The organism is Pseudogemmobacter hezensis (assembly GCF_013155295.1).
Classification (GTDB): domain Bacteria; phylum Pseudomonadota; class Alphaproteobacteria; order Rhodobacterales; family Rhodobacteraceae; genus Pseudogemmobacter; species Pseudogemmobacter hezensis.
In genome coordinates this window covers 80,269-107,158 of record NZ_JABJXT010000007.1, presented here as the reverse complement: position 1 = coordinate 107,158, position 26,890 = coordinate 80,269, and the positions used below count along the sequence as shown (strand labels likewise).

The following is a 26,890-nucleotide window of genomic DNA, read 5'->3' as shown; positions in this document are numbered from 1 at the left end:
AAATCGGCCCAATTCCTTGCAAGGAATTGGTTGCGCAACGATGGCCCCGGGGGTGATCTGTGCTGAGGCTGGAAAAGCGCCCAAATCCCTCACGCTTCTGGCTGTGGTTCACGCCAGTGCTGGCTGTTCTTCTGACGATGACAGCGGCTGGCCTGCTGTTTGCGGCGCTCGGCTCGAATCCGTTCACCGTGATCCGAACCATTTTCTGGGAGCCTCTGGCCGGATCCAACGCCTCCTATTTCCGCGCTCAGCTCTTTATCAAAGCGGCCCCCCTGATCCTGATCGCGGTCGGGCTGGCGATGGGGTTTCGCGCCGGGATCTGGAATATCGGCGCTGAAGGCCAGTATATCATGGGCGCGGTCATCGGGGCCTCAGTCGGGCTTGCCTTTTACCCGACCGAAAACCGGCTGATCTTTCCGCTGATGGTCGCGGCCGGGGCTTTTGGCGGCTGGGCCTGGGCCATGATCCCTGCGATTTTGCGCACAAGGTTCAACACCAATGAGATCCTTGTGTCGCTGATGCTGGTCTATGTCGCCCAGGCGATCCTTGCAAAGGCCTCATTCAGCTTTCTGCGAAACCCCGAGGGCATGGGCTTTCCTGGCAGCCGCAACTTCTCGACCTATCCCGCCGCCCGCAATTTCGACCTGATCGAGCGCAGCGGCTTGCATTGGGGCGCATTCACCGCGCTGGCCGTAGCCGTTGCGGCCTATGTGTTGCTGACCCGCCATGGCATCGGCTTTCAGATCCGCCTTGCAGGCCAGGCCCCGCGCGCGGCCCGCTTCCATGGCGTCAGCCCGACGCGGCTGATAATCTTTTGCCTCGGCACCGCCGGGATCCTTGCAGGTATGGCCGGGATTTTCGAGGTCAGCGGCCCCGCCGGTCAGCTGACCGAGAATTTTGCCACCGGCTATGGTTTCACCGCGATCATCGTTGCCTTCCTTGGCCGGCTGAACCCGCTGGGCATCGTGCTGGCCGGGCTGTTGATGGCGCTGACCTATGTCGGCGGCAGCCTTGCGGAATCGCGCCTGAACCTGCCTGCGGCCTCGATCCAGGTCTTTCAGGGCATGCTGCTTTTCTTCCTGCTGGGCGTCGATGTGCTGACCAATTACCGCATCCGCCTGAGCCGCAGCCAAAGCAAAGGAGCGGGCGCATGATCATCGGCGGCATTGATATTGCGGTTCTGATGGCCTCGCTGATGGTGGGTTCGGTGCCGATCCTGCTGGCGGCCCTTGGCGAGACCGTGGTCGAGCGTTCGGGCGTCCTGAACCTGGGCGTTGAGGGGATGATGATCATCGGCGCCGTCTCTGGCTTTATCGCCGCCGTCACCTTCCAAAGCCCCATCCTGGGCTTTCTGGCGGGCGCGGCCTGTGGCGCGGCTTTCTCGCTGATTTTTGCCTTTCTGGTCCTTGTGCTGCAGGCCAATCAGGTTGCCACAGGGCTGGCGCTGACACTCGTCGGCATCGGCATCTCATCGCTGGCCGGACAGGGGTTCAACGGGATCAAACCGCCGGTAACGGGCGCGGTGCCGATGGGGCCGCTGCGCGACATTCCCTTCCTTGGGCCGATGCTGTTCCGCCATGACTGGGTGGTCTGGTTCGGGCTGGCCATGGTCGCGGTGACCTGGTGGCTTCTGAACCGCAGCCGCGCCGGGCTGATCATCCGCGCTGTCGGCGAGAACCATGAGGCCGCCCACGCCCTTGGCTATAAGGTCAACCGGATCCGCCTGCTCTGCATCCTTTTTGGCGGCGCGATGGCCGGAATCGGCGGGGCTTATATCAGCCTGGTGCGGGTGCCGCAGTGGACCGACAATATCACCAATGGCATCGGCTGGATCGCATTGGCCATCGTGGTCTTTGCCTCCTGGCGGCCCGGGCGCGTGCTGTTCGGGGCCTGGCTTTTCGGCGGGCTGCTGGTGCTGGGGCCGAACCTGCAGGCCGCAGAATACCGCATCCCGGTCGAGTATCTCAGCATGGCGCCCTATCTGATCACCATCGTCGTGCTGGTGGTGATGTCGGCGCGCAAAGGGGCCAGGATGGGCGCCCCGGCCTCTTTGGGGCAGAATTTCCACGCCTCTCGCTGAGGCTGGATCAGGGCCACGGGCCATGCCCGGGCAAGGTTTTCACGCCCCATAGCGGGGCAGAATTTGCGGGGGCACCAAGGCCCCTGCCACAACGGGGAGACTGTTATGAAACGCAGAAATCTGCTGGCGGGTGCCGCCATTGGCCTTGGCCTGTCGCTGACCAGCGGCGCGGCTATGGCGCAGGGCCTGGATCATGTGAAGGCCTGCTTCATCTATGTCGGCCCCATCGGTGACGGCGGCTGGACCTATCAGCACCATCAGGGCGCGCTGGCGCTGAAGGAAGAGTTCGGCGACAAGGTCGATATCGCCTGGCAGGAATCGGTGCCCGAGGGTGCCGACGCCGAGCGTGCCATCACCCAATTCGCGCTGGATGGCTGCAATATCATCTTCACCACCTCTTTCGGCTTCATGGACGCGACCCAGGCGGTCGCGGCGCAGTTCCCGGATATCAAATTCGAGCATGCCACGGGCTTCAAGCGCGACCAGCCGAATGTCTCGACCTATGACGCCCGCTTCTATGAGGGCCGCGCCGTCATGGGCACCATCGCGGGCCATATGACCAAATCGAATAAAATCGGCTATATCGGCTCTTACCCGATCCCCGAGGTCATCCAGGGCATCAACGCCTCTTACATCCACGCCAAAAAGGTGAACCCGGATGCGACCATGACCGTGGTCTGGGCCTATACCTGGTTCGACCCCGCCAAAGAGGCCGATGCCGCCAAAGCGCTGATCGACCAGGGCATCGACGTGATCCTGCAGCACACCGATTCCACCGCACCGCTGGCCGAGGCCGCCAAGGTCGAGGGCGTGATCGGTTTCGGTCAGGCCTCTGACATGTCGGCCTATAAGCCCGCGCCCCGCGTCTCGGCGATCATCGACAACTGGTCGCCCTATTACATCAAGCGCGTCGGCGCGCTGCTGGATGGCTCTTACGCGCAATCGGCCGCCTGGGAAGGCATCGCCGGCGGTGAGGTCGAGATCGGCGAAATCACCGAGGCCGTTCCGGCCGAGGTGAAAGCCGCCGCTGAAAAGCTGCGCGATGATATCGCGGCTGGCACCTACCACCCCTTCACCGGGCCGCTGAACAAACAGGACGGCTCGGAGTGGCTGGCTGATGGCGTGGTTGCCGATGACGCAGCCCTTGCCACGATGGATTTCTATGTCGAAGGCATCACCGGCGATATTCCGAAGTGATCTGACACGACAGAGACCCGTGAAAGGCCCGCTTTTGGCGGGCCTTTTGCTGTTCAGAGGGGCGCGGGCTTGACTTCGCGCGGCACTCGGCGTTTTACCGGGGCCGATGAAACACACCTCTGAAAGGGGAACGCCGATGCACGCCTATCGCAGCCATACCTGTGCAGGCCTCAATAACGCCAATGTCGGCGAGACCGTGCGCCTTTCGGGCTGGGTGCACCGTGTGCGCGACCATGGGGGCGTGCTGTTCATCGACCTGCGCGACCATTACGGCATCACCCAGGTGCTGGCCGACAGCGACAGCCCGGCCTTTGCCGAACTGAGCAAGGTGCGCTCGGAATGGGTGATCCGCATTGATGGCCGCGTGAAGGCGCGTGACGCCAGCCTGATCAACACCAAAATCCCGACCGGCGAGATTGAGGTCTATGCGACCGACGTCGAGGTGCTGGGCCCGGTTGATGGCGACCTGCCGCTGCCGGTCTTCGGTGAGACCGAATATCCCGAGGAAACCCGCCTGACCTATCGTTTCCTCGACCTGCGTCGGGACACGATGCACAAGAACATGATCCTGCGCTCGAACGTCGTGCGCTGGCTGCGCAATGCCATGTGGGATCAGGGCTTTAACGAATTCCAGACCCCGATCATCACGGCGTCTTCGCCCGAGGGCGCACGCGACTTCCTGGTGCCCTCGCGTCTGCATCCGGGCAAATTCTACGCCCTGCCCCAGGCGCCGCAGCAGTTCAAACAGCTGATCCAGGTGGCGGGCTTTGACCGCTATTTCCAGATCGCGCCCTGCTTCCGCGACGAAGACCCGCGGGCTGACCGCTCGCCCACCGATTTCTACCAGCTCGATATCGAGATGTCTTTCGTCACCCAGGAAGACGTTTTCGCCGCCGTGCAGCCGGTGCTGCAGGGCCTCTTCGAGAAATTCGGCGAAGGCCGCAAGGTCCATGCCGACTGGCCGCTGATCTCTTATCGTGACGCGCTGAAATGGTATGGCTCGGACAAGCCGGACCTGCGCAACCCGATCAAAATGGTCGATGTCTCGCAGCACTTCCGGGGCTCGGGCTTTGCGATCTTTGCAAACCTTCTGGAAAATGAGGGCACCGAGGTTCGCGCCATTCCCGCGCCGACCGGCGGCTCGCGCAAATTTGCTGACCGCATGAATGCCTTCGCGCAAAAAGAGGGCCTGCCGGGCATGGGCTATATCTTCTGGCGCAAGGCCGAAGATGGCTCGACCGAGGCGGCTGGCCCGATCGCCAAAGCCATCGGAGCAGAGCGCACCGAGGCAATCCGGGTTGAACTGGGCCTTGCCGAGGGCGACGCGGTGTTCTTCCTGGGCGGCAAGCCCGATGTGTTCGAATCGGTTGCCGGCCGCGCCCGCAATGAGATCGGCCGCGAGCTGGGTCTGACCGATGTGAACAGCTTCCGCTTTGCCTGGATCGTCGATTTCCCGATGTATGAGAAGACCGATGACGGCAAGATCGACTTCTCGCACAACCCCTTCTCGATGCCGCAGGGCGGGCTTGAGGCGCTGTCGGGCGATCCGCTGAACGTCTATGCCTATCAGTATGACCTGGCCTGCAACGGCTATGAGATCATCTCGGGCGGCATCCGCAACCATAAGCCGGAAATCATGTATAAGGCCTTTGAGCTGGCCGGATACCCGAATTCCGAGGTCGACAAGCGCTTCGGCGGCATGGTTAAGGCGTTCAAATACGGCGCCCCGCCCCACGGCGGCTGCGCGGCAGGGATCGACCGGCTGGTCATGCTGCTGGCGGATACCACCAATATCCGTGAGGTCATCATGTTCCCGATGAACCAACGCGCCGAAGATCTGCTGATGAACGCGCCCTCGGAACCCACCAATGAGCAGCTGCGCGAGCTGCGGCTGCGGGTGATCCCGAAAGACGCCTGAGACCTGCGCGGTCTGACAGATCTGAGACTGACCGGCCCGCCTGCGACAATGATCGCGGCGGGCCTTTTCATGCCCAGACCTTTCCAGATGCGCCGTGAAAATAAGTCCAGGGGCGCTGCCGCTTGCCTGGCCCCGACCAGCCCCCTAGCCTGAGTGGACATCCCCCAGAGGTGCGCCATGTCCGATCTGCCTGAACCCGCCTTCGGCGAGCCCTTGCCGAACTGGCAGCCCCCGCCCAGGCCTGAGGCGCTGCATCTGTCTGGTCGCGCCGTCGCGTTAGAGCCGCTGGATGCAGACCGCCACGCCGCCGCGCTTTTCACCGCCTTTGACGGGGATGCGCGGCTTTGGGATTATATGGGCAATGGCCCCTTCGCCTCTGCCGCCGACTATCATGCCTGGGCGCAGGCTGCCCAGGGCGGGCGGGATCCGTATTTCCTCGTGCTGCGCGATCTGAAAACCGGGCTTTACGGCGGGATCGCCGCCTATCTGCGCATCACGCCTGAGGCGGGCACAATCGAGGTCGGCCATATCTGCATCTCGCCCGCCATGCAGCGCGGAATCGCTGTCACCGAGGCGATGTCGCTGATGATGGATTGGGCGTTCCGGCAGGGGTATCGGCGCTATGAATGGAAATGCAACGCGCTGAACCTGCCTTCACGCAGGGCCGCGCAGCGGCTGGGCTTCAGCTATGAGGGCGTCTTTCGCCAGCATATGATCGTCAAAGGCCACAGCCGCGACACGGCCTGGTTCTCGGTCATCGACAAAGACTGGCCTGCGCTGTCTGCGAAAATCCAGACCTGGCTGAAGCCTGACAACTTCGACGCGCAGGGCCGCCAGAAAGCACGGCTGTCAGCGGCCACGCGTGATCTTTTGGCCTGTGCTGATCCCGCCCTCTGAGCCCTTCCCCGACCAGAGCCCGCGCGCCAAAAGACCCAGGTCAGGCCTGGGCAGAGCCCGAGGTCGCAGCCGGGTGCTGCGCCCCGCCTGCGCCGACAGCGCGCTGCAAGCGCGGTGTCAGATGCGGCTTCCGGGCCGGGTGAAGGCCGTCAGATGTGGCGATTATCGGCATCTGGCGGATCTTTTCGCTGATCAGATCGCGGATTTGGCCGCGATCACGGCTGCTGCTGATCGCATCGGCTGCTGATTTCAGCGCCGGATCACCGCTTTGCAGCGCAAGCCCCGCCAGAAAGCCCTGCAGCCAGGTTCGCGCATCCTCACCTTTGCCATTTGCCAGCGCCGCCTCTGCCAGCCGCAGATCATCGCGCAGGGCCAGCGGATCGGGGGTGATCTCTGCCTCAAAGGGGGCGCTGCGCATCTCTCGATCCCCCAGATGCGACAGGATGACCGCCTGAAAGCCTGCCAGATCGGGCAAAGGCTTGCCGAGAAAGCCAACCGCCCCCGCCGCAAAGGACCGCTGAGCGCCGTTTTCATCCCCGCTCATCCCCAGCACGACCGGGCCGCCATCCCGGCACAGGCCGCGGATCAGATCCTCACCCCGCCCGTCGGGCAGGCCGAGATCGATGATCACCACATCCGGCCGGTAAAGCCCCAGATGCGAGGCCGCGACGCCAAGACTGTCAGCCCGCCGGATACGTGCCCCCGATCGCTGGCACATCAGGCGCAGCGCCTCACTGGCGAAGCGACTGTCTTCGACGATCAGCAGCGTCAGCCCGCGCAGGGGCAGCGCCTGGATCGTCGGGGCCATTCCAGGCACCATTGCAGGAAGCATTACAGGCGTCGCGGGGGGGCGCGGGGACATCGCAGCATTCCTTTTACTGAGCAGCTGACCCCAGCCTGGCATGACCGGGTGAATCGCGCGTTAACAGCGCCACCGCAGCCCGGCCCCAGCAGGCGCTGGCTTGCGGCGCAGCACCTGGGCCTTGCCCCGCAGGCTGTCGCGGCGCATAAGCAGGCTGTCAGCCCCGTCAGGCCGCCCGATGGCACCATCTGCAGGACGGTCGGCCATCCCTTGCCCAGGAGATTACCGATGATCGGACGTCTGAACCATGTCGCCATCGCCGTGCCCGACCTTGAGGCCGCCTCGCGTCAGTATCGTGACACGCTGGGCGCGAAGGTCGGTGCCCCTCAGGATGAGCCAGACCATGGCGTGACGGTGGTCTTTATCGAGCTGCCCAATACCAAGATCGAGCTGCTCTACCCGCTGGGAGAGGCCTCACCGATCCGGGGCTTTCTTGAGAAAAACCCGGCAGGTGGTATCCATCACATCTGCTATGAGGTCGATGATATTCTGGCCGCGCGCGACCGTCTGCAGGCGCAGGGCGCACGCGTGCTGGGGACGGGCGAGCCGAAGATCGGTGCCCACGGCAAGCCCGTGCTCTTTCTGCACCCCAAGGATTTCAACGGCTGCCTCGTGGAACTGGAGCAGGTATGAACCTCACATCCGCCATCGTCCTTTTCGCCATCACCTGGTTTCTGACCTTTTACATCGTGTTGCAGCTGCGCACCCGCACCCAGGCCGAGGCCGGAGAGGTGGTGCCAGGCACGCCCCCTGGCGCGCCCGCCGAAGAGACGGTCGGCCGCAGCGCCCTGATCGCCACCGGCTTTGCAGCGGTGATCTGGGCGGCGATTTCAGGGGTGATCCTGTCGGGATGGTTCACCATCTATGACATTGATTTCCGTGGCGTTCTTGACAAAGACGCCTATGAACAGGCGCAGCAGGCCGAGCCCGCCGCCCAATAGGCGCCCAATAGACGCCCGCCGCCCAACAGACCTGGCCGTTCTGCCCGTGGCCCCTAACCGCTGCTGTGCGTTGCAGGCGCGGCGGTGCGGATGCGGTGGAAGATATGGGTGAACCACAGCGCCCCCAGCCAGGGAGCAGCCAGGTTCAGAATCGGCACGCTCAGCGATAGCGCCAGTGCCATGCCTGCCAGCCAGACTGCGCCGGACGCCTGTGACAGCATCCGGCCCGCCGCTGCGGGCGAGAGGTGGCGCAACGCGATCAGGGTAAAATACTCACGCCCGAGCAGGCGGCCATTCACCCCGAACCAGACGATCAGCGCAAAAAAGCCAATCAGCGGCAGCAATAGCAGCATAACCACCGCCGCCAGCAGATTGGCGACCAGCAACAGCCCGATGAAGTTCACCAGCCGCTTCAGGCGACTGTATCGCGCCGCTTTTGGCGGACGCATTCCCGGCCAGCGCAGCCGCTCGACCGGGGCGGCGACCTCATCCATCGACAGGCCCGCAAAGACTGCGGCCACGGGCACCATCAGAAAACTGGAGGCCGCCAGCAGCAAAAGCCAAAAAGTTGCGCCTGTCAGGGCCAGTTCCTCTGGCAAGGCGCTGTCCAGCCCGCCATCAGCCGCGCCGATGTCACCGCGCGATATCAGGACCAAAAGCAATATCGCCCAGGCCGCCACCAGCAGCGCCCCGGTCAACAAAAGCGACAGGGCCCCGGTCCGCCGGATCTGCGGCTTGCGCAGAATGCGCCATGTATCGCGCCAGGCGCGGCGCAGCAGCCCGTTCAGCCGCCCAATCCCCATTGCACCACCCGGGCCGGATCGGGGCGCGGCCGGTCGGTGAAGGCCCGCGCCGGGGTGGCGATATGGACGATACCCGCCACGCTTTCCTCTGCGCTGCAGCCAAAGGCACGCGCGCGGAAGACCGCATCATGCGAGGGCCAGCCGCTCAGCCAGTTTGCCCCCCAGCCCGCCGCCGTTGCGACTGTGACCAGGTTCATGCAAAGCGCCCCTGCCGAGAGGACCTGCTCGGCCTGCGGGATCTTGTCCGAGATTTTCGGCGAAGAGATCACCGCCACCGCCATGAGGCCGCGATCAAACTGGCCGCGGGCCTTTTCGGTCTTTTCCGCATCCGCCCCCAGCTCTTTCGCCCGCGCCTCGGCCAGATCGGCCAGGCGAATGAAATCGGGTTTTTCCAGCACGATCAGCCGCCATGGCTCCAGCTTGCCATGATCGGGAACCCGCAGGGCGATCTGCAAAATCGCCGCCAGCTCTTCGTGCGAGGGCACGGGCGCGGTGAACATTTTCGCAGGCTGCGACAGGCGGGTGGCCAGGAATTCCAGCGCTTCGGGGGCTTCGGGGTTTTTCGCGGGCATTCTTGTCTCCTCAGAGGGGCTGATGCAGGCTAATGCCTTGGGGCAAAAGAGGCCAGCCTCAGGCGTCCCCACCTTTCAACTCCCCGCCTCAACTCCCCGCCTTTCAAAATGAAAACGGGGGCCGAAGCCCCCGTTTACGCCTGGTCCTGATCTGACGATCAGAGGATTTTCTGGCCGGTCTTGGCCCAGTCTTTTGCGAATTGCTCCAGACCCTTGTCGGTCAGGATGTGATTCGCCATCGACTTGATCACCGAAGGCGGTGCGGTCATCACATCGGCGCCGATCAGCGCGCAGTCTTTCGCGTGATTGACCGTGCGCACCGAGGCCGCCAGGATCTGGGTGTCAAAGCCATAGTTGTCGTAAATCGTGCGGATGTCCTGGATCAGATCCAGACCATCGAGGTTGATATCATCGAGACGGCCGATGAAGGGCGAGATGAAGGTCGCGCCCGCTTTTGCCGCCAGCAGCGCCTGATTGGCCGAGAAGCACAGCGTCACATTGACCATGCGGCCCTCATCTGACAGCACTTTGCAGGCCTTCAGACCGTCCCAGGTCAGCGGCACTTTCACCGCGATATTTTCGGCGATTTTCGCCAGTTTGCGGCCCTCGGCGATCATGTCATCGGCTTTTTCAGCCACGACCTCGGCCGAGACCGGGCCGGAAACGATCGAACAGATCTCTTTGGTGACTTCCAGGATGTCACGGCCCGATTTCAGGATGATCGAGGGGTTGGTGGTCACACCATCCACCATGCCGAGATCATTCAGCTCGCGGATCGCATCCACATCGGCGGTATCTACAAAGAACTTCATGGCGTCATGCTCCCATTGGGCAGGCAAGGGTGGAGTAAGGGGATCGAGGCGGGTATTACCGCAAAGCGGCCCGGGGTGAAAGAGGGTCCGGGAATTGAAATGTGAGCGCTAACGGTGACAGAGCCAGCCGGATCATATGAACGCGATTTCGCCGCAGGCGAGACGGTCGCGGTTCTGACGACCGAACCGCTTGGCCCGTTCCTTGACTATCGCGCCCCCGAAGGCGGCTGCGGCACCGGCGATTTCGTCGAGGTGCCGCTGGGCCCGCGCAAGGTGCTGGGGGTGGTCTGGGGGCCGGGGGTTGGCGATTTCGACCGCGCGAAACTGCGCAGCATCGCCCGGGTGCTGGACGTGCCCCCCATGCGGGCCGAGCTGCGGCAGTTCCTGACGCGGGCTGCCGATTACACCATGACCTGGCTGCCCTCGATGCTGCGGCTGGCGACGCGGGCGCCGGGGCTGACCAGCCCGCCCTCGATGCGCAAGGTGTTGCGGCTGTCGGGCCCGGTGCCCAATCAGCTGACCGACGCCCGCCACAGGGTGATCGAGGTGCTGCGCTCCTTCGGGGGGGCCCCCGTGCTGGCGGCTGAACTGGCCGAGGCGGCCTCTGTCTCGGCATCCGTCGTCAAGGGGCTGGTGAAACTGGGCGTGCTGACCGAGGAAGAGGCGCCCCGCGATCTGCCCTATCCGCGCCTGAACGCCGATGCGCCCTCGCGGCTGGCAGGCGATCAGATCGCCGCGGGTGAGGCCCTGCGCGACTGGGTGGCGGCGGGTGCCTTCCAGCCCGTCATGCTGAAAGGCGTCACCGGATCGGGCAAGACCGAAGCCTATCTCGAAGCCGTGGCCGAGGCGCTGCGGCGCGGGCGGCAGGCGCTGGTGCTTCTGCCCGAGATCGCGCTGACCGCCGATTTTCTGTCACGTGTTCAGGCCCGCTTCGGGGCCCGCCCCGGCGAATGGCACTCCGGCGTCACCCAGACCGAGCGGCGGCGGCTGTGGAAAATGGCCGCCACCGGCGATGTCGGGCTGGTGGTGGGGGCGCGTTCGGCGCTGTTCCTGCCCTTCCAGGATCTGGCGGTGATCGTGGTCGATGAAGAGCATGACACCTCTTACAAGCAGGAAGAGGGGGCGCTTTACAACGCCCGCGACATGGCGGTGCTGCGCGGCTCGATCACCGGCTGCCCGGTGGTGCTGGCCTCGGCGACGCCCTCGCTGGAGACCTGGGTCAATGCCGATCAGGGGCGTTATCGGCGGCTGGATCTGACGGCGCGGTTTGGCACCGCCGAGCTGCCGCAGATGCGGGCCGTGGACATGCGCGGCGAGAAGCTGCCCGCAGATCGCTGGATGTCCGAGACCCTGGCCAAAGGGGTCGAGGGCCGCGTAAAGGCCGGGGAACAATCGCTTTTGTTCATCAACCGCCGTGGCTATGCGCCCGTCACGCTGTGCCGCGCCTGCGGCCAGCAGGTCGGCTGTGATCATTGCGATGCGCGGATGGTCGAGCACCGTTTCCTCAAACGGCTGATCTGCCACCAATGCGGCGCGTCAAAACCGATCCCCGAGGCCTGCCCCTCCTGCGGGGTCGAGGGGCGCATGGCCGCCATCGGCCCCGGTGTCGAACGGCTGGCCGAAGAGGTCACCGCCCGCTTCCCCGAAGCGCGGATCGCGGTGCTGTCGTCAGACCTCTTCGGCTCGGCCCGGGCGCTGAAGGCGCAGATCGAGGCGATTGCCGCAGGCGAGGCCGATATCATCATCGGCACCCAGATCGTGGCCAAGGGGCACAATTTCCCGCATCTGACGCTGGTGGGTGTGATCGACGCCGATCTGGGGCTGCAGGGCTCTGACCTGCGCGCGGCCGAGCGCACGTTTCAGCTGATGCGCCAGGTGGCGGGCCGCGCCGGGCGGGCGGGCAAGCCGGGCGAGGCCTGGCTGCAGACCCACCAGCCCGAGCATCCCGTGATCCGCGCCATCCTCGGCGGTGATGAAGAGGGCTTCTGGCGGGCCGAGGCCGAAGAGCGCCGCGCCGCAGGTGCGCCCCCCTTTGGTCGCATGGCCGGGATCATCCTGTCGGGCCCCGAGCTGCAGCCGCTGTTTGATTTCGGGGCCGATCTTGCCCGCGCCGATGGGCCGCTGCGCCGCATCGGGGCCGAGATTTTCGGCCCCGCCCCCGCCCCCATCGCACGCGTGCGCGGGCGCCATCGCGTCAGACTGCTGATCAAGGCCCCCAGATCCGCCCCCCTGCAACAGGCGCTGACGCAATGGCTGCGACAGCGCCGCCAGCCCAAAGACATCAAACTGGCCATCGATATCGACCCGCAGAATTTCCTCTGAACGGTGCGGGGGAAGGCTGCGCCGGACCTGCCGCAGATATGCCACTGACCCGGCGCTTTGCGAAACGGGTGCAGGAAATGCTTCCCCGCGCTTTCCCTTTTTTGCTATATACCGCCCCAGATAAGCAAAAATAATCCGAGCAAATATCAATGATCGAACCTGACCTGCGCGACCGCATCCTTGCGGAGCCTGAGAACCTGCTGGATGACCGCGACCTGATGAATGCCCTGGTGGCCGCGAATGAGCGCACGATGGGATCAAATGTCGTCGATCTGCGCGGGCTGGCGATGCAGCGGCTGGAATCGAAACTGGACCGGCTGGAAGACACCCATCGCTCGGTGATTGCCGCCGCCTATGAAAACCTGGCGGGCACCAATCAGATCCACCGCGCGATCCTGCAGATGCTGGACCCGCTGGATTTTTCAGAGTTTCTGGCCGGGCTTTCGGGTGATGTCGCCGCCACTTTGCGGGTGGACCGGATCCGTCTGGTGCTGGAAAGCGCCGCCCCCCCCGCAGAGGGCAAGGCCGATCCCGCGATGGAACGGCTGAGCGATGTGATGATGATCGCGGGCTCGGGCTTTACCTCGGCCTATATCGCAGCGGGCCGCACGGCGCCCTTGCGCATCGTGACGCTGCGCCCGCTCAGCCCGCGCATGAAAACGGCCAGCGAAAAAATCTATGGCGCTGAGGCAGGCTTTATCGGCTCTGAGGCGCTGCTGCGGCTTGATTTCGGGCCCGGCCGCCTGCCCGGCATGCTGGCGCTTGGGGCCGAGGATCCGCATCAGTTCCGCCCGACCCAGGGCACCGATCTGCTGACCTTCTTCGCCGGCATATTCGAGCGCAGCATGCGCCGGTGGCTGTCGTGAACGACCTGATAGCGCTGACCCCACAGATGCGGGCAGCGCTGAGCGACTGGCTGGCGGGGCTTTCGGCGCTGAAGGGGGCCTCAGACCATACGATCACCGCCTACCGCCATGACGTGCTGGGCTGGCTAAGCTTTCTGGCCCATCACACCGGATCGCCGCCCGGCCCGCAACAGCTGGCCGGGCTGAGCCAGGCCGATCTGCGGGCCTGGATGGCGCATGAGCGCGGGCGCGGTCTTTCGGCCCGCTCGCTGGCACGGGCGCTGGCATCGGCCCGCAGCTTTTCGCGCTGGCTGACCGAGCGTGAGGACCTGCCCGGCGAGGCTTTGGTGCTGCTGTCCGCCCGCGCGCCGAAATACCGCCGCCGCCTGCCGCGCCCTTTGTCCGAAGATCACGCCCAGGAGATGATTGAGACCGTCGCCCTGCAGGCACGCGGCGACTGGCAGCAGGCCCGCGATATGGCGGTGGTCACGCTGCTCTACGGCTGCGGCCTGCGGATTTCCGAGGCGCTTTCCTTGACCGGGGCCGATGCGCCCCTGCCCGATATGCTGCGCATCACCGGCAAAGGCGGCAAGACGCGGCTGGTGCCGGTACTGCCGGTGGCGCAGCAGGCGGTGGCGAATTACCTGCGCCTCTCGCCCTGGGGAGCTGAGCGCGACGCCCCGCTTTTTCGCGGCACCAGGGGCGGGGCGCTGAACCCAAGGCTGATCCAGAAAGCGATGGAGCAGGCGCGAATGCAGCTGGGGCTGCCCGCAAGCGCGACACCGCATGCAATGCGCCACAGCTTTGCCACCCATCTCCTGTCAGCAGGCGGCGATCTGCGCACCATCCAGGAATTGCTGGGCCATGCCTCGCTTTCCACCACCGAGGCCTATACAGCCGTCGATGCCGCCCGCCTGATGGATGTCTATAACTCCGCCCATCCCCGCGCCCGCCTTTAACGGGGGCGTCCTGAGGGGCGAACCTGCCGATCACCGCATGCCAGACGGGATTCCCGACCAGCCAGAGATTGCACTTCCGTCAATAATCCTGCATGAGACCCCCATGTCAGATCGCTACAAGGCCCTTTCCGTCCACCTGCTGACCGCCTCCGGGGCGGTGCTTTCGATGCTGGCCATGCTTGCCGCCGTCGAAGCGAAGTGGAGCCTGATGTTCCTTTGGCTGGTGGTGGCGCTGATCGTCGACGGGATCGACGGACCGCTGGCGCGCAAATTCGACGTTCAGAAAAACTGGCCGACCTATGATGGCGTGCTGATGGATCTGATCGTCGATTACCTGACCTATGTTTTCATTCCCGCCTATGCGCTGTTCAAATCCGGTCTGCTGACCGGCTGGACGGGCTGGATTGCGATCATCGTGATCGTCTTCGGCTCTGTCGTCTATTTTGCCGACACGCGGATGAAAACCAAAGACAAAAGCTTTGCCGGCTTCCCCGCCTGCTGGAACATGGTTGTTCTGGTGCTCTTCGCGGTGGCGCCCTCGCAGGGGATCATCCTTGCCATCGTGATCCTGCTGTCGGTGGCGATGTTCTCGAACCTGAAGTTCATCCACCCCACCCGCACAAAGCGCTGGCGCAATATCTCTTTGCCGGTTTCGGTGGCCTGGATCGTATTTGCCGCCTGGGCCGCCTGGATGGATTTTGCCGAAGGCAGCCTTTCGCATTGGGGCCTGATCGTTACATCGCTTTATCTGGCGCTGGCAGGCATCCTGCAGCAAATCATCCCCGAGAAAGTCCGGCGCCTCCGCTGAAACGATCTGTCTGCGGCTGCAGACAAAAGCCTCGGGCCGCGGTATTCCAACCAGAAAATAGGCGGCAGGATCTTCATCTGTCCTTAAATATCCCGGGGGTAAGCGGCTTTGCCGCAAGGGGGCTGGCCCCCTTTCCTCAGAAGCGCGTCAGTATCACGCCGGATATGATGACAAGCGCCGCGACCAGCTTCTCCCGGCTCATCCGCTCGCCAAAGGCCAACCAGCCGATCAGCACCGCGAAAAGGATAGAGGTCTCTCGCAGCGCCGCCACCAGCGCGATTGGCGCGAAGGTCATCGCCCAGACGGAAATCGCATAGGCCCCAAAGCTTGCCGCCGCCCCGATTGTGCCCATCCGCCAGGCATGCCCGCCCGCAGGGATCACCGCCCTGCCGCGCAGGGCCAGCATGCCAAGCGAGAAAATCAGCCCGTCTGCCACGAAGACCCAGGCGATATAGGCCACCGCATTGCCAGAGATCCGCGCCCCCTGGCCGTCGATCAGCGTATAGGTCGCAGTCGCCAGCGCCGAGCCAAGCGCAAAGGGCACCAGGCGGCGGTTCTCGCCGCTGGCGAATACCCCGCGTGCCATCAGAAGGATCCCTGCCGCCAGGATGGTGATCGCCAGATACTGGCGGTTGCTGAGCTGGTCGCTCAGGACAAACACCCCCGCCACCGCGACAATCATCGGGGCCGCGCCACGGGCAATCGGGTAGACGCGGCTGAGATCTCCACGCTCATAGGCGTAAGAGAGGAAGAATTTATAGGCGAAATGGGTCAGCCCGGCCGCGATCACCCATGGAATTGCCGCCGGATCAATCGGCCCGGCCACAAAGGCCACCGCCAGACCAATCGGCACCTCCATGATGGAAAGGATCACCATGGCCCCGATCTTTGAGGTGCCAAGTTTGATCAGCGCATTCCACAGCGCATGAAGGAAGGCTGCCGCCATAACGGCCAGAAAGACGCCGAGTGTCACGATGCCAGGCCGTTAAGAAACCGTTACACGCTCCCTGGCATGCCCGGCCTGGGCGGGCAAGCCCCCTCAGATCAGCAGACCCGCCGCCCCCTCCAGCCGCAAGAGGGCGACCTTGGTCTCAACCCCACCCGGGGCCGAGAAACCGCCTAAGCTCTTTGCGCCCAAAACCCGGTGGCAGGGGATCAGGATCGGGATCGGATTGGCCCCGCAGGCCTGGCCCACCGCCTGGGCAGGGGCGCCAACCAGCTTTGCGATCTGCCCATAGCTGCGCGTCTCGCCAAAGGGGATCGCGGCCATGGCGCGGCGCACCCGCTCTTGCAGGCCCTGCCCCCAGTCCAGCGGCAGATCAAACACCTGCAGATCACCCGCGAAATAGGCCGCTATCTGACGCAGCCCCTCACGGGCCAGCGGGCTGGGCGTGCCCACCTGCTCCTCCCAGACCAGTGCCGTGATCCGCTGCCCGTCATCGCGCAGCGAGACCGGGCCGAAAGGGGTCTGGCAGCTCGCGCTGGTTGCCGGGCTGTCTGAGGGTTTATGCGGCTGCGTCACCGGAAATCGACCAGAGTGACCGGGTTGATTTCTCCATCATAGCTGGCATCCGCCTCGAAATGCTGCAGCCGGAAGGCGCGGTCCTGCAGGCTCCAGAGGCTGCTATCCGAGGCATCGCCCAGCCCGCGCCAATAGGTATGGGCCCGGATGGTCAGGGTGGCGGGATCAAATTCGGCATTTATCGCCAGCAGATCGGCGCTCCAGCCGTTGATTTTCAGCACGCTGACCACGCTGTCGGCCTCGCCGGGGGCGGCGGCCTCTTCGTCATATTCGATCTGCAGCGTCGGGCAGGCCAGGGCCACGGGTTGCACCCCGCCGCCCTCATCCATGATCATAAAAACCTGCGCAGTATTATAGGCATAGAGGGCGCAGCTGAACTGCCAGACGGTCACCGGCTCTGGCTCGCCCCAGCTGCTGGGGGCCAGAACCTCATGGCGCTGCGGGGCCTCGACCAGGCTGCCATCCTCTTCAAAGGCACCGGCACAGCTTTCGCTGAAGCTCGCTGAGAAGAGGGCGATTGCCGCATCGTCTGCGCCAGTTCCAGTGCCTTCGGCCTGGGCAGGGGCCGGGCCTGCGCAAAGGCAAAGGGCCAGCGAAAGCGCTGAGATGCGGGCGGGCGAGTGGGAAAAGCGGATCATCGGGCCTCCGGTTGCCAAAATACAGTGCCATGCAGCGGGCCCGCCTGCCAAGCCCTGCCCAGCCTCGCACCACCCCTACATGCGGGGCGCCAAAGCCTGGGCCTCGGGCGAAAGTGGCTCTGCCGCGCCGGGTGTGCGGGCGACGGTCAGCGGGCGGAAGGCCTCTCGCAACACCGCCGCCATCCCCTCAATCGCGGGCGAGGTGCCGCGTGGATTGCGCCGCAGCAAGACCCGCGCCGAATCAATCGCCGGGAACCCCTCTTCGGCGGTCAGCTCGCGGCAGCCTGCGGGGATGGTCGAGCGCGACAGCGGCGAAATCGCCATCCCATTCGTCACCGCATTGCGCATGCCGCTGGCCACATCGCAATACCAGGCGCGCCGCCAGCGCATGCCCTGGTGGTTCAGCGAGGCCTCGGCAAATTCGCGGCACCATTCGCTGTGCAGATAGACCGCCACCGGAACCGGGCTGCGCAGATGCTGCATATGGGTGATCGAGGTGACCCAGACGCTGGGGTCGATCGTTAAAAGCTCGCCCTCCTGGAAATAGCTGGTGTCATGGATCACCGCGATATCAAGGCGGTCCTCTTCCAGCGCGATCAGCTGACGGTCAGAGTGGTCGCATAAGACCGAGACCTGCAGCCCCTCATGGCGCTCATCAAAGGCGGCCAGCGCGCGCGGCAGGATGGTGCCGGAGTATTCATCCGGGATGCCAACCCGCACCGGCCCGGTCAGGGGCTTTTCGCGCAGGGCCAGCGCTGCCTCATCCAGCAGCGCCACCACCCGCTGCGCATAGGGCAAAAGCTGCTCGCCGCGTGCGGTCAGGGTGACGCCCCGGGCCTGGCGCTCGAACAAAGGCTGGCCGAGGTTGTCCTCAAGCCGGCGGATCATCAGGCTGACCGCCGATTGCGTGCGCCCGATCCGCGCCGCCGCCAGCGTGACAGAGCCAGACTCGGCCACCGCCAGAAAACCGCGCATCAGATCGCTTTCGAGATTTGGCTGTCCCATCCGCCCACCCTATCCGTCAGACCTGTCCGGCCAACCCATCAACAAAACTCATCGCAGATATTAAATCTATTCGTTTGAGAAATGTCAAAGCCGGACGCATATACAGCCCAACCGTTTATTGGAGGCTAAAATGTTCACCCGTCTGAAATCGCTGATGCAGCTGCGCCGTTCGACCGCGTTCCTGCTTAATCGCGCGGATGATCGGTTGCTGGACGATATCGGCCTGACCCGTGGCGATCTTCTGGCCATGCATGAGGGCCTTGGCGATGACAGCGGGGCCGCCAATGCGCGCATCCTGCTGCCGCTCTGGCTGGGCCGCAAACACGCCACCTGAGCTGCGCCTGCCTTACCGAAAAACAAAAACGCCGACAGGATCCCTGTCGGCGTTTTTCATTGTCCAATAAGCGCTTTGACCAATCGGCCCTTTCAGAGATAACCCGCCTGCCCTGCCTGGCTGCGCAGCTCTTCGCGGCTGAGATCCAGCACCGTCTCGCCCGCATGGCTGACGGTGGCGCGGGTTTTGTCGATACGGAAGATATCCTCACCGACCCGGAACACGATCTCAGGGCTCAGCGCCAGAAAGCCGCGCTTTGCCGAAAGCGTGTAAAGCGTTTCCTCAAAGCCCTGCTCGCGGTCGCGGTAATAAAGCGCCATCAGCTGCGGCAGCTGCATGCGCAGCGCCTGCGCCCCGGCCTTGCGGGCATCGGGCAGCGGCACCTTGAAGACCCGCGACGGGCCAGAGGCCAGCTTAAAGGTGACATCATCGCCGAAAATCTCGCCGCTTACCTTTTGCACCGTGCGCTTTTGGCGCGGGTTTGCGGGGATCTCCTGGTATTCGGCGCTGAACGACTCGCGGGCGCGGATCGGCTGGCGATCAGAGACCGAGACGACGCGCATCTGCGGCGCCTGCTCTCCGGCGATCAGCGCAAGGCCCACCAGCAGCGTGTCGCCAAAGAAGGCCCGCGCCCGATCAAGCGTCTGGGGCGCTGCGACTTCGCTGACCTGGATATTCATCGGCGGGATCCCTGGGCTAAGTAACTCCTGGCCCAAAATCCCGGAAAACCTGGCCGAATTCAGAACAAATTGGGGTGATCTTTGGGCCAGATCCCTAAAATACCGTTAAGAAAGCCGCGCCCCGGTTGGGGACGCGGCTTTTTAACCGTTGTTCAGATTGTCTGCCTCAGCCCAGGGTGCTGTTGCAGCGAGCGCAGGTCTCGGGATGCGCATGGCTGCCGACATCGGGCAGGATCTGCCAGCATCGCTGGCATTTCGCGCCCTCGGCCGGGTGGAACACCACGCGGATCGCGGGCGTATCGGCCAGTGCAAAGGCCCCTTCCGGCGCAGCCGCATCCGAGAGGCTGATCCCCGAGGTGATGCAGATATCGGCAAAAGCGACCGAGTTCAGCGCCGCCAGCATCGCGCTGTCAGAGACATAGACGCTGGGCTTTGCCTCAAGGCTGGCGCCGATCACCTTGGCGGTGCGCTCGACCTCCAGGGCGCCGGTCACCACGCGGCGGGCAGCGCGAATCTGCTCCCATTTCGCGGCGAGGGCGTCGTTTTTCCACGCCTCGGGCGTTTCGGGGAAGTCCTGCAGGTGGACCGAGGCCTCATCGCCCGGGTGGCGCGACAGCCAGACATCCTCCATCGTGAAGGGCAGGATCGGCGCAAGCCAGGTGGTCAGGCGCTGGAACAGGAGATCCAGCACCGTGCGCGCGGCACGGCGGCGGAGGCTGTCCGGCCCGTCGCAATAAAGCGCATCCTTGCGGATGTCGAAATACCAGGCCGAGAGATCCAGTGTCGCAAAGTTGAAGAGCGTCTGGAACACGCCCGAGAAGTTGAAGGCGCGGTATTCGCGGCGGATTTCCGCGTCCAGCTCGGCCAGGCGGTGCAGCACCCATTTCTCCAGCTCGGGCATCTCGGATTCGGGAAGGCGCTCGGCCTCTTCAAACCCGGCCAATGCGCCCAGCATGAAACGCAGCGTATTGCGCAGACGGCGATAGCTGTCGGCGGTGCCTTTGATGATCTTCGGCCCGATGCGCTGATCCAGCGTGTAATCGGTCTGCGCCACCCAAAGCCGCAGGATATCGGCGCCATATTCCTTGATGATCTCTTGCGGTGCGACGGTATTGCCGATGGATTTGGACATCTTCATGCCCTTCTCATCCAGCGTAAACCCATGCGTCACCACATTGCGGTAAGGCGCCCGCCCGCGCGTGGCCGAGGCCTGCAACAAGGACGAATGGAACCAGCCGCGATGCTGGTCGGTGCCCTCAAGGTAAACATCCGCGATGCCGTCATCGGTGCCGTCGGCGCGGTCGCGCAGCACGAAAGCATGGGTAGAACCCGAGTCGAACCAGACATCCAGCACATCAAAGACCTGGTCATAATCCGACGGATTGACCACGCCTTCGAGCGCTTTTTCCTTGAATCCTTGCACATACCAAACATCGGCACCGTCTTTCTCAAACGCCTCGGTGATGCGCTGGTTGACGGTGTCGTTGCGCAAAAGGAAATCAGGGTCGGTCGGTTTCGCGCCTTTTTTGGTGAAACAGGTCAGCGGCACGCCCCAGGCGCGCTGGCGCGACAGCACCCAGTCGGGGCGATGCTCGATCATGGAATGCAGGCGGTTCTTACCGGAAACGGGCGTGAACTCGACGAGATCCTCGATCGAGGTCAGCGCACGTTTGCGGATCGTATCACCGAACTCGCCCAGGCCGTCATTCAGCTTTGCGTCGATGGCGGCGAACCATTGCGGCGTGTTGCGGAAGATCACCGGCGCTTTCGAGCGCCAGCTGTGCGGATAGCTGTGCTTGATCTTGCCCTTGGCCAAAAGCGCACCCGCATAGGCCATCTGCTTGATATTCGAGACATTGGCCGGGCCTTCCTTGCCATCGGCCAGGATGATGTGCTGGCCTGCAAACAGGGGAAGATCGGCGCGGTAGCTGCTGTCCTCGGTGACGTTATAGGTCATCGGCAGCCTGAATTTCAGGCCCATCTGATAGTCGTCATCGCCGTGGCTGGGCGCGGTGTGAACGAAGCCGGTGCCCGCATCATCGGTGACGTGATCGCCGGGCAGCATGGGGACATCGTAGTCCCATTCGCCATTTGCGCCCTCAACCCCGTGATAGGGGTGTTTCAGGATCACGCCGTCAAACTCGGCGGTCGCCACGTCGCGCAGCCGGGTCCAGGCCTCGACCTTCGCCGCAGCCTTGACGCCTTCTGCCAGCGCATCGGCGAGGATCAGGGTCTCGCCCACCACCGCCGTCGATTTTTCATCAACCGCATCAACGCGATAAAGGCCATAGGCGATCTCTGGCCCGTAAGCCACCGCGCGGTTTTGCGGGATGGTCCAGGGGGTCGTGGTCCAGATCACCACGCTCGCGCCCTCAAGGCCCGAGACAGGCTTAAACCGCACCCAGACCGTGTGGCTGGTGTGGTCGTGATATTCGATCTCGGCCTCGGCCAGGGCGGTTTTCTCAACCGGAGACCACATCACAGGCTTCGAGCCCTGATAGAGCGAGCCATTCATCAACAGCTTCATGAAATCCTGGGCGATCACCGCCTCGGCATGATAAGCCATTGTCAGGTAAGGATCTTCCCAATTGCCATAGACACCCAGGCGCTGGAACTCATCGCGCTGGACATTCACCCAACCCTCGGCAAAGCGACGGCATTCCTGGCGGAAATCGACGATATTGACGTCGTCTTTGTTCAGGCCTTTGGCGCGATATTGCTCTTCGATCTTCCACTCGATCGGCAGGCCGTGGCAGTCCCAGCCCGGCACATAGCGCGCATCATGGCCCATCATCTGATGGCTGCGGGTGATGATGTCCTTGATCACCTTGTTCAGCGCGTGGCCGATATGCAGATGGCCATTGGCATAGGGAGGGCCGTCATGCAGCACGAAAGACGGGCGGCCCGCCTTTTCGCGCAGACGGTTATAGACGCCAAGGCGCGCCCAGCGGTCCAGCCAGCCCTGCTCGCGGTTGGGCAGGTCGCCACGCATGGGGAAATCGGTCTCAGGCAGGAAAACGGTGTCGCGGTAATCGGTGCCGGTTTCAGCGGTCGTATCGGTCGTATCGGCGCACATGTGATGCGGTCCTTATCAAAGGTGAATGGCTGCGCCCGGCCCCCGCGCCAGTTGCTGCGGGGCATGGCCGTGCGAAATCTCCCGGCGTGCTGGATTTCAGCGCGCCGGGCCGCTAATTCGGACACCCGGAGACCGGGCAAAGATCGCAAATGGATACGCCATGATACGCGCCTTATAAGCGCGGCGAAATCGCGGGTCCAGAGGCGGGTTGAAGGAGTGATGAATGCAGGCCCAGGGAAAAGCGCTGAAAATTGCGGTGATCGGCGCGGGCATGGGGGGGCTGGCGGCCGCCAGCCTGCTGGCGCGTGATGGTCACCGTGTCACCCTGATCGAGCGGTTTGAAAGCCCGCGCCCGCTTGGCTCGGGGCTGATGGTGCAGCCGGTGGGGCTGGCGGTGCTGGATGAGCTGGGTCAGGGCGATGCGGCCCGGGCACTGGGCGCGCCGATCCGGCGCATGCGCGGCTGGTCTGCACAGGGCCTGGACGGGACGGCGACGGGTTTGACGGGCGCATTCCACGAAGCGCTGCAGGGCCGTGACGCGCTTGACGTGCATTACCCCCCGCAAGAGCCCGCCTTTGCAATGCTGCGGGCCAGCCTGTTCCATGTGCTTTGGCAGGCGATGCAGGCGTCAGATCTGCAGCTGATCACCGGCGAGACGGTGGTTCGCGCCCTGCCCTATGGCGGGGGCCGGGTGCTGCATTCGGAACACGGCGAGATCGGGGCCTTTGACCTGGTGGTCGATGCCTCGGGCGCGGGCTCGGCCCTGTCGCCGCTGCGGGCGCGGGCGCTGCATTACGGGGCGATTTGGGCGCATGTGCCATGGCCCGAGGCCTCGGACATGTCGCAAGACCAGCTGCGCCAGCGTTATTTTCGCGCCAGCCGCATGGCCGGGCTGATGCCGATCGGCAGCCTGCCGGGCGAAAGCCAGCGCCGCGCCGCCGTGTTCTGGTCGATGTCGCGCCCCGAGTTAGAGCAATGGGGCGAGGACCGCTTTGACGCCTGGAAGGCCAGCGCCAGCACCTTCTGGCCGCAGATGCAGCCCTTCCTTGCCGGGCTGACCAGTGCCAGCCAGATGACGCCCGCTTTTTACAGCCACGGCACATTGCGCCGCCCCTACGCGCCCGGGCTGGTCTTTATCGGCGACGCGGCCCATCGCGCCAGCCCGCAGCTGGGCCAGGGGGCGAATATGGCGCTGCTGGATGCGCTGGCCCTGCGCGAGGCGCTGCGCGGCCCGCCGGATGAGGCGCTGACCGCCTATGCCCGCATGCGGCGCTGGCATGTGCGGCTTTACCAGCTGTTCAGCGCCTTTCTGACGCCGGCCTATCAGTCTGACAGCCGGATCCTGCCGCTGATTCGGGATTTTGGCCTCGCCCCGATCTCACTGGTGCCGCCGGTGCCCTGGCTGCTGACGCGGCTGGTTGCGGGGCGGCTGATCCCGCCGCTGGCCTCAAAGCGCTGGCCCTAGATATGCTGGCCCTGGTTATGCTGGCCCTGGTTATGCTGGCCTCTGATCCGCGCAGAGTTGACCCCGTGCCGCGCAGCGATCAGGCTGGCCGCATCAGAAAGGTTGTCCCATGAAATACCCATCCGTGAACGTGCTGGGCACCGCGCTTGAGGGCTGCTCAACCCGCCCTCTGACCGGGTTCTTCCGCGATGGCTGCTGCAACTCCGGCCCGACCGATCAGGGCCTGCACACTGTCTGCGCCGAGATGACGGCCGAGTTCCTGGCCTTTTCCAAATACCTGGGCAATGACCTCTCGACGCCGCGCCCGGAGTTTGGCTTCGCCGGGCTGAAGCCGGGCGATCAGTGGTGCCTTTGCGCCAGCCGCTTTTTGCAGGCCCATGATGAGGGCGCCGCGCCAAAATTGCGGCTGAAAGCCACCCATCTGGCCACGCTTGAGATCGTCCCGCTGGAGGTTCTGCGCCTTTATGCCACCGATAGCGAGAGCTGAGCGCTTTCACTTATCAAACATTGCCCCCCCCATTTACCCCCGGAAAACCGCCCCATGTCGCTTGCCAGATTCCCTATTTCCGACATTGAGCTGCGCGGCGTGGTGCATGACTTCTATGCAGAGATCCGCCGCCATCCGGTGCTGGGCCCGGTCTTTGCCGCCCATGTCAGAGACTGGCCAGAGCATGAGGAAAAGATCATCGCCTTCTGGCGCAACGCCATTCTGCCCGGGGAAAGCAAAGACGGGCGCAGGTATGACGGCAATCCGATGGCCGTTCACAAGGCTGCGGGAAATGTGCGGGCGGGGATGTTCATCCCCTGGCTCAGGCTGTTTGATACTGTGCTGCAGCGTCGTCTGCCGCCGGAGACCGCCAGCGCCTGGTCGGCGCTGGCGCATCGGATCGGGCGCGGTCTCAGCCTGGGACTGCAGGACTTCGGGGGGATTCCAAAACTGAAATAGCCCCCAGCAGTCCCCTGTCAGCCCGGCAGTCCCGGATCAGCCCTGGATCTCGACACCCAGATGGCGGGCGACGGTGAAGATATCCTTGTCGCCGCGCCCCGAGAGGTTGACGACGATGATGTGATCCTTCGGCAGCGTCGGCGCGATTTTGATCACATGCGCGATGGCATGCGACGGCTCGAGCGCGGGGATGATGCCCTCGGTCTGGCAAAGCAGCTGGAAGGCCGCCAGCGCCTCATCATCGGTCACGCTGACATATTCGGCACGACCGATATCATGCAGCCAGGAATGCTCGGGCCCGATGCCGGGGTAATCAAGACCGGCCGAGATCGAGAAACCTTCGAGGATCTGGCCATCCGCATCCTGCAACAGATAGGTGCGGTTGCCGTGCAGAACACCCGGGCGGCCGCCGGTCAGGCTGGCGCAATGCTGCATCCGCTCATCCACGCCTTTGCCACCGGCCTCAACGCCGATGATCTTCACCGTTGGATCGTCGAGGAAGGGGTGGAAGAGGCCCATCGCATTCGATCCGCCGCCGATGGCTGCGATCACGGTGTCAGGCAGACGGCCCTCGCCTTCCTGTTCCTGCAGCTGCTCGCGGGTTTCACGGCCGATGATCGACTGGAAATCGCGCACCATCGCCGGATAGGGATGCGGGCCTGCGACGGTGCCGATGCAATAGAAGGTGTCGCGCACATTGGTGACCCAGTCGCGCAGCGCGTCATTCATCGCGTCTTTCAGCGTGCCACGGCCCGAGGTGACCGGCACGACCTCGGCGCCCAGAAGGCGCATGCGGAAGACGTTCGGGGCCTGACGCTCGACATCATGGGCGCCCATATAGACGATGCATTTCAGACCAAAGCGCGCGCAGACGGTCGCGGTGGCGACGCCATGCTGGCCCGCCCCGGTTTCTGCGATGATGCGCTTTTTGCCCATGCGGCGGGCAAGCAGGATCTGGCCCAGCACGTTGTTGATCTTGTGGCTGCCGGTGTGATTGAGCTCTTCGCGCTTGAGGTAGATCTTTGCGCCGCCGAGGTGTTCGGTCAGGCGGGGGGCAAAGTAGAGCGGGTTGGGGCGGCCGACATAGTATTTCCAGAGGTCGGCCATCTCGTCCCAGAAGCTCTGGTCGGTTTTGGCGCGTTCGTATTCGGCTTCGAGATCGAGGATCAGCGGCATCAGCGTTTCCGAGACGAAACGTCCGCCATGAATGCCAAAGCGGCCGCGCTCATCCGGGCCGTTCATGAAGCTGTTGATACCGTCCTCGGCCATGCTGTGATCCCCTGTTCAGACGCGACAGGTGTAGCGCCGTTGACAGCCGGGGAAAAGGGGGCGCTGCCCCCTCGCCGCGTTGCGGCTCTCCCCCGGGATATTTATAGACAGATGAAATTGGATCAGGGAGCGGCCGGGCAGATGTCTGAGGTGGTTTTTACGGTGGCAATCGACGGGCCGGCAGCGGCGGGCAAGGGCACGATCAGCCGGGCGGTGGCCGAGCGGTTCGGCTTTGCGCATCTGGATACCGGGGCGCTTTACCGGGCGGTGGGCGTGAAGGGCGGCGATCCGATCCTGGCCGCGCAGACACTGGAGGCGGCGGATCTGCAGCGCGGTGATCTGCGCAGCCTGGAGGCAGGTCAGGCCGCCAGCCGGGTTGCGGCCATTCCCGAGGTGCGGGCAGCGTTGCTGGAGTTTCAGCGCCGATTTGCGCGCCGGGACGGCGGCGCGGTGCTGGATGGGCGCGATATCGGCACGGTGATCTGCCCTGCGGCTGAGGTGAAGCTTTATGTGACAGCCAGTGCCGGCATCCGGGCACGGCGGCGCTGGCTGGAGCTGGGCGGCGAGGCAGGCCCCAAACCCTTTGAGGCGGTGCTGGCCGAGGTGGTCGAGCGCGACGAACGTGACATGAACCGCGCCGACGCGCCGCTGAAGCCTGCGGAGGATGCGCTGATCATCGACACCTCTGATCTGAGCATCGAAGAGGCGGTGGCGGCGGCGGTGGCGGCGGTCATCGCCGCCCGTGCGGCGTCTCAGGGCGAATAAGGGCCACCCGGGCCTTTGCCTGTTGCCCTTTTGCTTGCTGGGGCAGCCGATTTCCTTTATAGGCGGCACATCCCGCGCTTGAGTCGTCTTGTCCCGGTTTATCGGGGAAGCAGGCGTTTTGTCACGGGGCCAGCAAAGACCGGCGGAGCCAACCGCATGGCCAGAAAACACCAA

Annotated in this window: 27 protein-coding genes; 16 read left to right on the top strand and 11 right to left on the bottom strand. The window is 64.2% G+C overall.

Features of this window, described 5'->3' with window-relative positions; genetic code table 11:
* The first annotated feature begins 59 nt into the window (after positions 1-59).
* From HOY34_RS09800 to HOY34_RS09780, 5 genes are all read left to right on the top strand, one after another.
* On the top strand, positions 60-1,154 hold the full coding sequence (locus HOY34_RS09800; RefSeq protein WP_172362252.1) for an ABC transporter permease: 1,095 nt from the start codon (positions 60-62) through the stop codon (positions 1,152-1,154).
* Positions 1,151-2,080: an ABC transporter permease gene (locus HOY34_RS09795; RefSeq protein ID WP_172362250.1), complete on the top strand. Its 930-nt coding sequence runs from the start codon at positions 1,151-1,153 to the stop codon at positions 2,078-2,080. The genes HOY34_RS09800 and HOY34_RS09795 overlap by 4 nt, the downstream gene beginning before the upstream one ends.
* Before the next feature lie 105 nt (positions 2,081-2,185).
* On the top strand, positions 2,186-3,277 hold the full coding sequence (locus HOY34_RS09790) for a BMP family ABC transporter substrate-binding protein (protein WP_172362248.1): 1,092 nt from the start codon (positions 2,186-2,188) through the stop codon (positions 3,275-3,277).
* A gap of 136 nt (positions 3,278-3,413) precedes the next feature.
* Positions 3,414-5,195: an aspartate--tRNA ligase gene (aspS, locus tag HOY34_RS09785; RefSeq protein WP_172362246.1), complete on the top strand. Its 1,782-nt coding sequence runs from the start codon at positions 3,414-3,416 to the stop codon at positions 5,193-5,195.
* 177 nt (positions 5,196-5,372) lie between these two features.
* Entirely contained in the window at positions 5,373-6,092 is a 720-nt protein-coding gene (locus HOY34_RS09780) for a GNAT family N-acetyltransferase (protein WP_172362244.1), read from the top strand.
* A 40-nt stretch (positions 6,093-6,132) separates the two neighbouring features.
* Here the strand turns inward: HOY34_RS09780 and HOY34_RS09775 are convergent, their stop codons facing one another.
* Positions 6,133-6,954 carry a response regulator gene (locus tag HOY34_RS09775; RefSeq protein WP_172362242.1) on the bottom strand — a complete coding sequence of 274 codons (822 nt, stop codon included), beginning with the start codon at positions 6,952-6,954 and terminating at the stop codon, positions 6,133-6,135.
* Between the two features lie 228 nt (positions 6,955-7,182).
* Between HOY34_RS09775 and mce the strand changes: the two genes are divergently transcribed.
* Together mce and HOY34_RS09765 are read left to right on the top strand one after the other, a co-directional pair.
* Entirely contained in the window at positions 7,183-7,587 is a 405-nt protein-coding gene (gene mce, locus HOY34_RS09770) for a methylmalonyl-CoA epimerase (protein ID WP_172362240.1), read from the top strand.
* Positions 7,584-7,895 carry a DUF1467 family protein gene (locus HOY34_RS09765; protein WP_172362238.1) on the top strand — a complete coding sequence of 104 codons (312 nt, stop codon included), beginning with the start codon at positions 7,584-7,586 and terminating at the stop codon, positions 7,893-7,895. The genes mce and HOY34_RS09765 overlap by 4 nt, the downstream gene beginning before the upstream one ends.
* Before the next feature lie 53 nt (positions 7,896-7,948).
* On the opposite strand, the gene HOY34_RS09760 is transcribed toward HOY34_RS09765, so the two are convergent.
* From HOY34_RS09760 to fsa, 3 genes are all read right to left on the bottom strand, one after another.
* Positions 7,949-8,698, bottom strand: a complete 750-nt coding sequence (locus HOY34_RS09760) for an EI24 domain-containing protein (protein WP_172362236.1) — start codon at positions 8,696-8,698, stop codon at positions 7,949-7,951.
* Positions 8,680-9,270, bottom strand: a complete 591-nt coding sequence (locus tag HOY34_RS09755) for a nitroreductase family protein (RefSeq protein WP_172362234.1) — start codon at positions 9,268-9,270, stop codon at positions 8,680-8,682. Before HOY34_RS09755 ends, HOY34_RS09760 begins: the two co-directional genes overlap by 19 nt.
* Before the next feature lie 158 nt (positions 9,271-9,428).
* A complete protein-coding gene (gene fsa / locus HOY34_RS09750) occupies positions 9,429-10,082 on the bottom strand; it encodes a fructose-6-phosphate aldolase (RefSeq protein WP_172362232.1) in 654 nt (217 codons plus the stop codon).
* A gap of 114 nt (positions 10,083-10,196) precedes the next feature.
* On the opposite strand from fsa, the gene HOY34_RS09745 reads away from it, so the two are divergent.
* The 4 genes from HOY34_RS09745 to HOY34_RS09730 all read left to right on the top strand — a co-directional run bounded on the left by HOY34_RS09745 (position 10,197) and on the right by HOY34_RS09730 (position 15,016).
* On the top strand, positions 10,197-12,404 hold the full coding sequence (locus HOY34_RS09745) for a primosomal protein N' (RefSeq protein ID WP_172362230.1): 2,208 nt from the start codon (positions 10,197-10,199) through the stop codon (positions 12,402-12,404).
* A 149-nt stretch (positions 12,405-12,553) separates the two neighbouring features.
* Complete coding sequence (locus HOY34_RS09740; protein WP_172362228.1) at positions 12,554-13,270, top strand: DUF484 family protein; 717 nt, start codon at positions 12,554-12,556, stop codon at positions 13,268-13,270.
* Positions 13,271-13,296: 26 nt separating this feature from the next.
* Positions 13,297-14,208: a tyrosine recombinase XerC gene (locus tag HOY34_RS09735; RefSeq protein WP_172362442.1), complete on the top strand. Its 912-nt coding sequence runs from the start codon at positions 13,297-13,299 to the stop codon at positions 14,206-14,208.
* A gap of 103 nt (positions 14,209-14,311) precedes the next feature.
* Positions 14,312-15,016, top strand: a complete 705-nt coding sequence (locus tag HOY34_RS09730; protein WP_172362226.1) for a CDP-alcohol phosphatidyltransferase family protein — start codon at positions 14,312-14,314, stop codon at positions 15,014-15,016.
* Positions 15,017-15,152: 136 nt separating this feature from the next.
* On the opposite strand, the gene HOY34_RS09725 is transcribed toward HOY34_RS09730, so the two are convergent.
* From HOY34_RS09725 to HOY34_RS09710, 4 genes are all read right to left on the bottom strand, one after another.
* Positions 15,153-15,989 (bottom strand): EamA family transporter, encoded by an 837-nt coding sequence (locus HOY34_RS09725; RefSeq protein ID WP_172362224.1) that lies wholly within the window; start codon positions 15,987-15,989, stop codon positions 15,153-15,155.
* A 66-nt stretch (positions 15,990-16,055) separates the two neighbouring features.
* On the bottom strand, positions 16,056-16,538 hold the full coding sequence (locus HOY34_RS09720; protein WP_172362222.1) for a methylated-DNA--[protein]-cysteine S-methyltransferase: 483 nt from the start codon (positions 16,536-16,538) through the stop codon (positions 16,056-16,058).
* Entirely contained in the window at positions 16,535-17,176 is a 642-nt protein-coding gene (locus tag HOY34_RS09715) for a DUF1176 domain-containing protein (RefSeq protein ID WP_172362220.1), read from the bottom strand. The genes HOY34_RS09720 and HOY34_RS09715 overlap by 4 nt, the downstream gene beginning before the upstream one ends.
* A gap of 75 nt (positions 17,177-17,251) precedes the next feature.
* A complete protein-coding gene (locus HOY34_RS09710) occupies positions 17,252-18,181 on the bottom strand; it encodes a LysR family transcriptional regulator (protein WP_172362218.1) in 930 nt (309 codons plus the stop codon).
* Positions 18,182-18,311: 130 nt separating this feature from the next.
* Here HOY34_RS09710 and HOY34_RS09705 point away from each other — a divergent pair, with 130 nt between their 5' ends.
* A complete protein-coding gene (locus HOY34_RS09705) occupies positions 18,312-18,515 on the top strand; it encodes a YjiS-like domain-containing protein (RefSeq protein WP_172362216.1) in 204 nt (67 codons plus the stop codon).
* 92 nt (positions 18,516-18,607) lie between these two features.
* Here HOY34_RS09705 and HOY34_RS09700 read toward each other — a convergent pair whose 3' ends face one another.
* Both HOY34_RS09700 and ileS read right to left on the bottom strand, forming a co-directional pair.
* A complete protein-coding gene (locus tag HOY34_RS09700) occupies positions 18,608-19,195 on the bottom strand; it encodes a hypothetical protein (protein ID WP_172362214.1) in 588 nt (195 codons plus the stop codon).
* Between the two features lie 166 nt (positions 19,196-19,361).
* A complete protein-coding gene (ileS, locus tag HOY34_RS09695) occupies positions 19,362-22,271 on the bottom strand; it encodes an isoleucine--tRNA ligase (RefSeq protein WP_172362212.1) in 2,910 nt (969 codons plus the stop codon).
* Positions 22,272-22,494: 223 nt separating this feature from the next.
* Here ileS and HOY34_RS09690 point away from each other — a divergent pair, with 223 nt between their 5' ends.
* The 3 genes from HOY34_RS09690 (at position 22,495) to HOY34_RS09680 (ending at position 24,682) form a co-directional block, all read left to right on the top strand.
* Complete coding sequence (locus HOY34_RS09690) at positions 22,495-23,736, top strand: FAD-dependent oxidoreductase (RefSeq protein ID WP_172362210.1); 1,242 nt, start codon at positions 22,495-22,497, stop codon at positions 23,734-23,736.
* A 109-nt stretch (positions 23,737-23,845) separates the two neighbouring features.
* Positions 23,846-24,223: a DUF2237 family protein gene (locus tag HOY34_RS09685; RefSeq protein ID WP_172362208.1), complete on the top strand. Its 378-nt coding sequence runs from the start codon at positions 23,846-23,848 to the stop codon at positions 24,221-24,223.
* A 54-nt stretch (positions 24,224-24,277) separates the two neighbouring features.
* The gene (locus tag HOY34_RS09680) at positions 24,278-24,682 is read left to right on the top strand and encodes a group III truncated hemoglobin (protein WP_172362206.1); all 405 of its coding nucleotides are present in this window, start codon (positions 24,278-24,280) and stop codon (positions 24,680-24,682) included.
* Positions 24,683-24,718: 36 nt separating this feature from the next.
* Here HOY34_RS09680 and trpB read toward each other — a convergent pair whose 3' ends face one another.
* Positions 24,719-25,951, bottom strand: coding sequence for a tryptophan synthase subunit beta (trpB, locus tag HOY34_RS09675; RefSeq protein ID WP_172362204.1), 1,233 nt, complete (start codon positions 25,949-25,951; stop codon positions 24,719-24,721).
* A gap of 141 nt (positions 25,952-26,092) precedes the next feature.
* Here trpB and HOY34_RS09670 point away from each other — a divergent pair, with 141 nt between their 5' ends.
* Positions 26,093-26,716: a (d)CMP kinase gene (locus HOY34_RS09670; protein ID WP_216654701.1), complete on the top strand. Its 624-nt coding sequence runs from the start codon at positions 26,093-26,095 to the stop codon at positions 26,714-26,716.
* Positions 26,717-26,890: the final 174 nt, after the last annotated feature.